This window comes from Proteus sp. FME41, assembly GCF_014897315.1.
In the GTDB taxonomy this organism is placed as follows: domain Bacteria; phylum Pseudomonadota; class Gammaproteobacteria; order Enterobacterales; family Enterobacteriaceae; genus Proteus.
This window is the reverse complement of sequence record NZ_JABUYL010000056.1, coordinates 1-1,328: the sequence shown is the minus strand read 5'-3', so window position 1 is coordinate 1,328 and position 1,328 is coordinate 1. Positions and strand designations below refer to the sequence as shown.

The following is a 1,328-nucleotide window of genomic DNA, read 5'->3' as shown; positions in this document are numbered from 1 at the left end:
ATTTGGCCTGAATATACCGAATTAAAAGACGGAGAATGGCAAACGTTAGGCACCGAACTATTCACCTTCTATGCCGCTCAATTACCGTATCACGATGAATGGATAATCAAACCTAACCGTACTTTAGTGGCCGGAAACCGAACCATTCTTATTCGCCAAATTGGTCAACGTAATGGTGAATCGGCGCTTTATCAAAAAATCTTACAACAAGCACAGCATAACTTTGCGGATATGAGCTTAGATGATATGACGGGGGATACGGATGTCAGCTTCTTACTCAGTACCACTGAAACCGTACCCGGTATTTTTACCCGTAAAGCCTGGGAAGAGTCGATTGAGCCTGCCATTAAAAAGGCCGTTTATGAAAGGCGAGAAGAAATAGATTGGGTATTAAGTGACACACAAAAAGAGACCGACATTGATATCTCACCTGAAAAACTCCAGCAAAACCTGACAGAGCGTTATTTTAATGATTTTTCAGGCAGTTGGTTAAGCTTCCTCAATGGCTTACAGTGGCGAGAAACACAAAGTTTATCCGATACCATTGATCAACTCACCTTAATGAGCGATATCAGACAATCCCCCATTATTGCCTTAATGAATACGCTGTCTTATCAAGGTAAAACCGGTCGTCAACAAGAAAAATTAGCCGATTCGTTTGTTAACTCCGCCAAAGATTTATTAAACAAAGAACAACAGCCGGTTATTAGTCAAAAAGCAGAATTTACAGGGCCTCTAGAGCCTGTTTTTGCGCCGATACTGGCCTTTACCGACCCACAATCTTCAGCACAAAACAGTGATGCTCTAAGCTTGCAAGCTTATCTGACTCGCGTCACTCGAGTACGATTAAAACTGCAACAAGTCGTCAATGCCCCCGATCCACAAGCCATGTCTCAAGCCTTAGCCCGAAGTGTATTTGAGGGGAAAACCGTCGATTTATCAGAAACACAAGACTACGGTAGCTTAATCGCCGCAAGCTTTGGTCAAGAGTGGAACAGCTTTGGGCAAACACTGCTGGTACAACCGATGTCTCAAGCATGGCAACAGCTGTTAGCGCCTACGTCACAAGGCATTAATACCCAATGGCGAAATGCGGTCGTGAATGATTGGAATAGTGCGTTTGGGGGGCGTTATCCACTTAAAAACACACAAAGTGAAATCTCATTACCTTTAATGGCGCAATATCTACGCCTAGATAATGGTCGTATTCAGCGTTTTCTTGAGACTCACCTAAACGGCGTTTTACGCAAAGAAGGAACGCATTGGGTACCTGATACGACTAACGCACAAGGCTTAACCTTTAACCCTGAGTTCTTAAAAGCCTTAGA

The 1,328-nt window shown here is 43.4% G+C and carries 1 protein-coding gene; it reads left to right on the top strand.

Annotated elements, in window-relative coordinates:
- Nucleotides 1-1,328 (top strand): ImcF-related family protein (locus INT04_RS19125; protein ID WP_319022980.1); only part of this gene is annotated, 1,328 nt, incomplete at both ends.